Below are 8325 nucleotides of genomic sequence, written 5' to 3'. Positions count from 1 at the left end.
ATAAAAAAAGTTCTTCTAAATCTTCATACTGAAAATGCTAACTTAAAAATATTATCTTTAATGAATAGTAATAAATTGAATACCTATTTTTATAATAAAAATTTCAAGATTATAAATATTTTTTTGTTGTCTGCGAAGAATGCTACATTTGCAGCATATTCCTCTGGTTGGTAGAATAACATGTTACATAGGCAGGTTATTTAAGAGATTAATAATTAAGCAATATTAAGAACTCCCCAATCAGGGGGTTTTTTATTCTAGGAGGGTAAATACTCCGAGGCTTGCCTCGTCAGTAAATGTTTAAAGTTTGAAAACGTGTTCCTCCAAAATGCTCCGTGGGCTTGCCCCGGAGAAATTTACTTTATAGAATAAGATTAATTAAAAAATTAAGGATTTGAAGTAGGGCGTAAATCCTTAAAAATTAAATATATATAAAAATTTTATAAAATCAATCTTTTCGATTAAAGAAATTTCTTACATAGTTGAAAAGTCTTTCACTGAATTTATGTAGTTTGTGCTGTATTACTGCATTTAAGCATTCCACAGAACAATTTAAAATAAATTTATCAAACGGATTTACTTTTCTTTTTCCCTTTGCAACCCCCGGGCGCAAAGCAAGATTGTCATGAGAATGACACATCTTGCTTTGCTCATATTTAGTGTAAATCAATAACTACGACATGTGGCTTTTGGTTAACAGCGAGTAGGCTGGAATATAGCCGGAGATTTACCGCTAAAAAATGTTTTGAATAAAATTTGTCGCAAAAATCAACGTATTTACTGGGTTTCTCAAGGCATTTGTCGCAAATTTGGTGAAAAAGCACAAATTAAAATATTATAAATAACTAAAAATCAATTAATTAAGAATATGTAACATCGCATAGCGTGTTACCCTCTTGCTATTCCTAATTTCATTTTTAACCAAAATTAAAGCGGAATACTAAATGAAAAAATAACCTCACGGTGCTCCATACAATTTACTTTTTTTATCCTGAGCACTTTCCTTTTTTGATGGACCTTAATTTTCTGAAAACAAATTCTACATAGCTACTAAATTCAATTTACTTCTTCCAGAGCCTTCGCTACTACCTTTTTTTGATGCTGTTCTATACAAGGATTTAGAATTAGTAAAGGACTTATAAAAGGGCGAAGTATGAAGCCCGGCTTATGCAGTCCGGCTAACTTCTAAATCTTGTCCATTTGCATCAACTGCAAAAAAAGTAGTAGGAACATGGAAAAACAGTTTTTAGGAAAGTCAATTTTAAATAAAATCATATCTTTATAGCACAAAGACGATCAAGTAATATGAAAGCTCTTTGTTTTATGGAGTTTGGTGAATCATTCGGTGAAACATCAAATTGATTATCAGTGAAAGTACTGTGGATAGGGCGTTTGTTCATGAATAAATTATCCTGCCACCCCGACTTTCTAAAGAAGATTAAAAAGGTAATTTCATGAAGATCATGTAATTACCTTTTTTTTATGTCCAATATGTTTCCATTTGATCGTCCTTCTGGATTGCCTTCCTGTTGTTGAACGAAAGTATATCTATTACTGCTATAGGGCAGCACTTAAAATTAGGGTAGGTTACAGCTATTGATCACGATTTATGAACTTAAAATAATCTTATCATTTTAAGTTTCGAAAGTCAGATCTAATTCCACAATTCTTAAAAAATTATATCATATTTTAGCAAGCTAATTTCTATGGCTATGATCGATCAAAGTGACGTATTAAAACGTAATAATGTTACTGAAAAAGGAAATGGTAGTCAGCCGATTGTCTTTGCACATGGATATGGTTGTGATCAACTCATGTGGAGATTCGTTTATCCTGCATTTCTTGATGATTATAAAGTCATTCTATTTGATCATGTAGGTTCCGGAAATTCTGATGAATCCTATTATGATATACAGAAATATAATAGCCTGCAAGGTTATGCAGACGATATCCTGGAAATTTGCCATGCATTGGAACTGGAAAACGTTATCCTGGTTGGGCACTCAGTAAGTTCCATGATCGCTCTGCTGGCAGCTAATAAGAAACCTTCTTTGTTTTCGCATCTCGTTATGATTGGCCCATCTCCTTGCTATATCAATAAAGATGAATATAAGGGAGGATTTAGTCAGCAGGATATCGATGAATTATTAGAAACATTGGAAAGCAATTATCTGGGCTGGGCATCTACAATGGCGCCGGTTATTATGGGGAATCCAGAGAAACCTGAGTTAGGGGAAGAATTAACCAATAGTTTCTGTAGAACAAACCCGGAAATAGCAAAACACTTTGCGAAAGTCACTTTTCTTTCAGACAATCGCCGGGATCTCAATAAACTTAAAATTCCGACTTTAATAATTCAGTGTGTAGAGGATGCAATTGCGCCGCTCACGGTTGCGGAATATGTAAACCACAACATTACGAGTAGTACCTTAGAATTGATCGATGCAACCGGGCATTGTCCAAACTTAAGTGCTCCGGAAGAAACGATCAGTGCTATAAAGAATTACCTCGAAAAAAAGGACTAGATGGAAGAGGGCAGTGAAAATAAACCTGAAATATTTGAATCTGCTGAAGATTTGTACCATGATGCACCTTGCGGCTATGTTTCTTTCAAAAATGATGGCACGATATACAATATAAATAAGACGCTACTGGGATGGCTTGGATTCGACAGAAATGAAATTCTGGGAAAGAAGAAGATCTATGAGCTTTTTAAAATGGGTGGAAGAATGTATTTCGAAACTCATTTTTTTCCCTTAATAAGGATTCAGGGTTTTGCAAATGAGATCAATTTCGAAATTCGAAAAAATGACAGATCTACCTTTCCAGCATTGATCAATGTCAAGGAGTTAAAAGGTCCTACAGTTCGTGAAAATCGCTACAGAGCTTCAGTTTTTGATATTTCTGATAGAAAAAAGTACGAACAGGAACTAATGAATGCTAAGCTGAAGGCTGAAAAACTGGCCCAGGTAAAAGCAGAGTTTCTTGCTACCATTAGTCATGAGATAAGAACACCCTTGAACGCCATTGTTGGAATAGGTGACCTTCTATCTAAAACATCTTTAGACCCTAAACAGAAAGAGTACGCTGATATACTCAGGTTATCTTCTGGGAATCTCCTGGGTTTGGTAAACAATATTCTGGACCTGAGTAAACTGGAAGCCAAGGCAGTACGATTAGAAAAGAAGGCATTTGCCATTCGCACTCTCATTAATAGTTTGATCCATACCTTTAAGCTGAAATGCGATGAGAAAGGTGTCGAACTAATTTCTGAAATAGATGATAAGATCCCAAATTATATCATTGGTGATCCAATTAAGCTTAGCCAGATACTTACAAATCTTTTAGGTAACGCGATTAAATTTACCTGTGAAGGTCATGTGAAGTTAATGGTGAAACTTAACCCATCATCTTCAGAAAAATCTGCTCTTAACTTTAAAGTAGTTGATACGGGTACTGGGATTCCAGAGGATAAGCTGCAAAGCATTTTTGAAGAATTCTCACAGGCAAGTTATGAAGTAAATCTAGAATATGGTGGTACAGGTCTTGGTCTCAGCATTTCGCAGCAACTTTTAAAGCTTCATGGCAGCCAGATTGAAGTAGAAAGCGTATTAGGAGAAGGCTCTGAATTTAGCTTTGATATCACTTATGAGAAGTACAGCAATTCATTAAATGAATTGGACGCTGATGACAGCATTCAAAGAAAAAAATTGGATTTAGCTAAATTACTGATCGTTGAAGATAATCCTGTCAATATTTTTGTGATTTCAGAGTATTTGAAGGAATGGAAGATCAATTTTGATACCGCCAAAAATGGTAAAAAAGCCATCGAAGCCGCGAAGAAAAAGCATTACGATGTTATTCTTATGGACCTTCATATGCCTGTCATTAACGGTTTTGAAGCATCCTCCACCATTAGAAACCTTAATCTTGAAAAACAACCTGTAATCCTGGCATTATCGGCTGCGAGCAGGGAGGCAATAGAATCTGAGCTCAATCGTGCAGGAATAGATGATTTTATTTCCGAACCATTTGGTCCGGAGGATCTGCATAAGCTTATCGCAAATTATATAGTTACCTCTTCAGAAATGGAAAAAATCAGCGATCCCGTACAGGATGAGATGGGAATTATTTCTTCGGAAGAAAATAAAGAAGCCTCTAAGAAATCTATAGACCTAAGCCGATTTGTAAAAATGGCTAATAATAAACCGGAATTTCTACAGAAGTTTATCATCAACACGTTAACAGCTTTTCAAGACTATTTGGAAGATTTCCAGAAAGCTGTAGATCTACGGGATTCCAATCGAATCTCCGAGCTTATTCATAAAAGTACCATGTCTGTATACTATATTCAGTCTGATAAACTGGTAGAATTACTAAGAGACTGCCAGATATGTTTTGAAGATAAAAATGCAAATCCTGATAAAATAGAATCTGTCATTAAGCGAGCCATGGCAGAATTTCACCACGTAATAATCTCTTTAAAGCATACAGATGTAGACACTTTAATGCTCGAATCGCAGATTGAGGTTAAGTGATATTTCCTACATTGTCGTAGCAAAGCTAATCATCCTTCAATTCATTCTTATCCTTTTTAAATACCAGAGTTCTGTGCGGAAAGGGTATTTCCACTCCTTCGGCATCGAACCTTTTTTTGATGCTCTCATAAAGTTCACATTTCATGACAAATGCTGAAGCATAATCCCATGCCCAAGCCCAGGCTCTTATAGTAATGGATGAATCCCCCAGGTTAGTGACTCTTACTATAACTAGAGGAACTCCATTTCTAAGATCCTGATTGGATCTGTTATCAAATAGATTTGGATGAGCCTCACACTCTTCTTTCATGATCTTTTTTGCGAGATCGATATCACTGTCGTAAGAAATTCCAATTTCAATCCACTGGCAGATCTTCTTTTCATCTAGATCGTAGTTGGTCACTTTTTCTTTATTAATAATAGCATTTGGAATCACGATCATCTTATTCTGATAATTTCTTATGATCGTATGCCGAAGGGTGATGTCTGTTACGGTACCCACGAGATCCTCGGTAATTTTAATAACATCACCAACTCTAAAGGGTTTAAACGCAATTATAAATACCCCGCCAATCAGGTTTGCAAGTGCTTCCTGGGACGCCACACCTATCACCAGAGCCAGTATACCCGCACCACCAAGGGCAGTCTGAGCAATCCCTCTCAGGGCAGGAAAAGCCAGAGTTGCCAGGATAGCACCAATAAAATAAACACCAAATACACTCAGGTACCTCAAAAATTTATAGCTGGTGGGGTCACCGCCAGAAGCAGCTGTTTTCTTGATTGTTCGTGCAAATAAAGCTTCAACAATACTGGCTCCAATAATTGTGAAAATAAGTACGAAACCCACATAGAGTATAAGTTCGAAATTTTGTTTAGCTATATCGTATTTATCTTCCGAAATGAAGACAAGACTGAAAGCAATCAATCCCAATACAACCCATAGAATCTTTAAGATACGACCTACAAGGCTTATCCTATGGTGCTCGTCATTTGGATATTTCTTTTTCGCTTTTCCAATTAACCAACGAATAAGATATTTGGTGGCAATGAGCAATAGTAAAACCAATCCCACAACTATAAGTCCGTAAATAATAGATTCGCGATACGTATTCCAGAAATTGATCATTGTTTTTTTATTACAGGGTATTAGTTAATCTCTTGCAATTTAGTGAAGACTTATTGGATAAAATAAATGTAAATATCAGGTTTATTTAGTGAAGGTGAAACTAGGTTTTTGATTTGTGTCTTCATTGAATCAGTATTTAGTGAAATAAGGTGCTTGAACATTGATTAATAAACCTAGTGTAATCTTTCAAATCCTTGATAAATCCTAATTGTATTGTTTCAAGAGCAATTTCTATTAAGAGTTTCCTATAAGATTTAAAAAGGATAGATGTTATTCGTCAGTCAAATTTAACATATTTCCGAGGGTTATTAAATGTGGTATTCTTAAGCAAAATCTTAAATAGTTAAAATTAATTTAACTTGTTAACATTTTTAAAGTTTATGTATTAGGTCTAGCCAAGAATTATAAAATACTTCTGATTAGCATTTTATCGGTGTAGCGATAAGGTGTTGTTTATTTTTAATAGGTCTCAGTTACCCTACTGGATTGAGAGTAATCACTAATTTAATCTCTGCCTATGAAAATTTTTACACAATTCAGATTGTGGGTATTATTACTATTTACTGTAGGAATTACCCAAAATTTGTATTATCAGGAAATTGCGAATAGTGTTGTCTACGAAGAAAATGTAGATAATTCTTCAAATGCTATTCAATTAAATAATTCATCAGCCACGCTGAATTCGGATTCAGGTTTTATCTTGAACGCAGGAGCTGATGTTGGAATACTGGAACTTCAGTATCCAGGTGCACTCAACGCTTCCAGAACCCCCTTTACCAGACTGGATTTTGATCCAACTATTCTCGACGCTCTCTTACAGGGTAGCCTGGGGGAACTTGTAGGCGATATAGTTGAATCGATAGTTTTTGGGAATGAATTAAAAAACAATTCATCTGTTGTAGGTATCTATCGTACCGACTCATTTCCTATTGCAGACGATTTCAGAATAGTTATAGATGAAAATGGTGATTTCTTTGCTGCGATAACAGCTCCAGATTCCTTTAATAGAATTAGAATCGAAGATCACACAAATGCTTTGCTGGGAATAGGATTTGAAAATAGCACAGAGGTTTTCTATTCATTATCAGAGCTTTTAGAAGAAACAGATTGTTATCAACCACATTTTACATCTGGTGATGCAGGAGGATTAAATCTTGACGTAATTCTTCTGAGACATTATATAATTCCAGAGACTTTTGCTCCAATATTGCTTCGGCCGCCTTTCGGGCAGCTTTCTCACACATAAGAGCACGCTCCAGAATTTCAACGTTTTTAGCTGACTGCATGCGGCTCCTTGTAAATTCTGAATCTCACCTGTGTACCATTCTCCTGAACCATTTCCAGTTCAATCCTGGAATTTTCGTGGTAATGTGCAAAGGTTTGTTCCATAAGCGCCTTGGTAAACATGTACATGGAACTATCTGAATAATACATCATTTCAAGAGAATTATCATCTTGCTGAATGATACGGAAGGTAGGAAGCTCTGCTCCAGGATATAGTTTTCTAACTTCTACATGAATATGATTTTCAATGGAAGCGAGCATTTCCAATGGTCCGCTATACAGGCTGAAAATATTTGCATGGTTCTTTTCCAGAACTGCAAAAAATGTTTTTCCGTAGGCATACAGTAAATCGTTAACGCTCAAATTCGTTTTTCTGAAAGTTTCACGATAAGACTCTGCATTTCAATGAAGTCGTAGGTTCCAACCGAAGTATATATTCCTCCCGAAGCCAGGTTAGATTCAATGATGATCTGATCCAGAACTTCCAGACCAAACTCCTTTTCGACCATTTCCAGAAACTCAGTAAAAACAATTCGTTCATATTATACTTTAATTACTTCGTTAATGCTCCAGTAATCCAGTAAGCTCTTGAGTTTATATAGATAATCATCATATTTGAGAGGTTTTATGATATATCCTGCGATACCAATATTAAAACAATCTAATAAATCTTTGCGATTATTTGAAGTTGTAAGAATAATAGTAGGAATATATTTTAGAGTTTCGTCCTGCTTTAAGATACTAAGAAATTCGATGCCATTCATTTTAGGCATATTCAAATGCAGTAATATTATTTCCGGTAGCCTATCCTTTTGATTTAAAAATTCCAGCGCCTCTTCACCATCTATTGCATTATGAACCACATGTTTTAATTCTACCGAATTCAGGGTGCGATTTAGTTTCATTACCTCAATTTCATCATCTTCGATAAAAAGGATATTTAACTTACGTTTCATAGGGAATTGTTTTTATTTAATCAAAGATGCCATAATAGTCGAGTTTAAACCTCCTAATTCGTTTAAGCTGACTTTAGCTACGGTAAGTAGCAGTTTAGTGTAGACCAATAGACTTAATGCAAAATTGTCGGTTTAACGGTGAATTCTGTTGTGTTTTCTTATCGTTTAGCTTTCACTGGTAAAACAAAACAGACTTTTTTTCGTGATGATTAATCTTCCTAAAATTAATCTCTTACGAACAGAAATACTGGTTTTTGTGGTATCTAGAAAACTTTTATCCCTGTATTTACGTACTTATTGTAGAAAGATTTTTCTTACTCATTTTTCAATTTTGTATATTTTATCATGCAAAATGTATTATTTTTTACTGTTGAACGACCTATTACGTATATTTCCACCTAAATCTTGAGCATGCGAAAAG

Annotated in this window: 5 protein-coding genes and 1 pseudogene; 3 read left to right on the top strand and 3 right to left on the bottom strand. The window is 35.1% G+C overall.

Going from position 1 to position 8325, the window contains the following annotated elements:
- Nucleotides 1-1706 precede the first annotated feature (1706 nt).
- Nucleotides 1707-2525, top strand: a complete 819-nt coding sequence (locus QZ620_RS12540; RefSeq protein ID WP_295182196.1) for an alpha/beta hydrolase — start codon at nucleotides 1707-1709, stop codon at nucleotides 2523-2525.
- On the top strand, nucleotides 2526-4538 hold the full coding sequence (locus QZ620_RS12535) for a PAS domain-containing hybrid sensor histidine kinase/response regulator (protein ID WP_295182195.1): 2013 nt from the start codon (nucleotides 2526-2528) through the stop codon (nucleotides 4536-4538).
- 25 nt (nucleotides 4539-4563) lie between these two features.
- On the opposite strand, the gene QZ620_RS12530 is transcribed toward QZ620_RS12535, so the two are convergent.
- A complete protein-coding gene (locus tag QZ620_RS12530) occupies nucleotides 4564-5664 on the bottom strand; it encodes a mechanosensitive ion channel family protein (protein ID WP_295182192.1) in 1101 nt (366 codons plus the stop codon).
- Nucleotides 5665-6181: 517 nt separating this feature from the next.
- Between QZ620_RS12530 and QZ620_RS12525 the strand changes: the two genes are divergently transcribed.
- A complete protein-coding gene (locus tag QZ620_RS12525) occupies nucleotides 6182-6910 on the top strand; it encodes a hypothetical protein (RefSeq protein ID WP_295182189.1) in 729 nt (242 codons plus the stop codon).
- 26 nt (nucleotides 6911-6936) lie between these two features.
- Here the strand turns inward: QZ620_RS12525 and QZ620_RS12520 are convergent.
- A pseudogene (locus tag QZ620_RS12520) lies at nucleotides 6937-7457 on the bottom strand (heme NO-binding domain-containing protein).
- 33 nt (nucleotides 7458-7490) lie between these two features.
- The gene (locus QZ620_RS12515; RefSeq protein WP_295182186.1) at nucleotides 7491-7904 is read right to left on the bottom strand and encodes a response regulator; all 414 of its coding nucleotides are present in this window, start codon (nucleotides 7902-7904) and stop codon (nucleotides 7491-7493) included.
- Between the last annotated feature and the right edge of the window lie 421 nt (nucleotides 7905-8325).

The sequence above is a fragment of the uncultured Christiangramia sp. genome, from assembly GCF_913046405.1.
Lineage (GTDB): Bacteria > Bacteroidota > Bacteroidia > Flavobacteriales > Flavobacteriaceae > Christiangramia > Christiangramia marina.
Note: the sequence above shows the minus strand (reverse complement) of the source record. Positions and strands in the feature narration are given on the sequence as shown.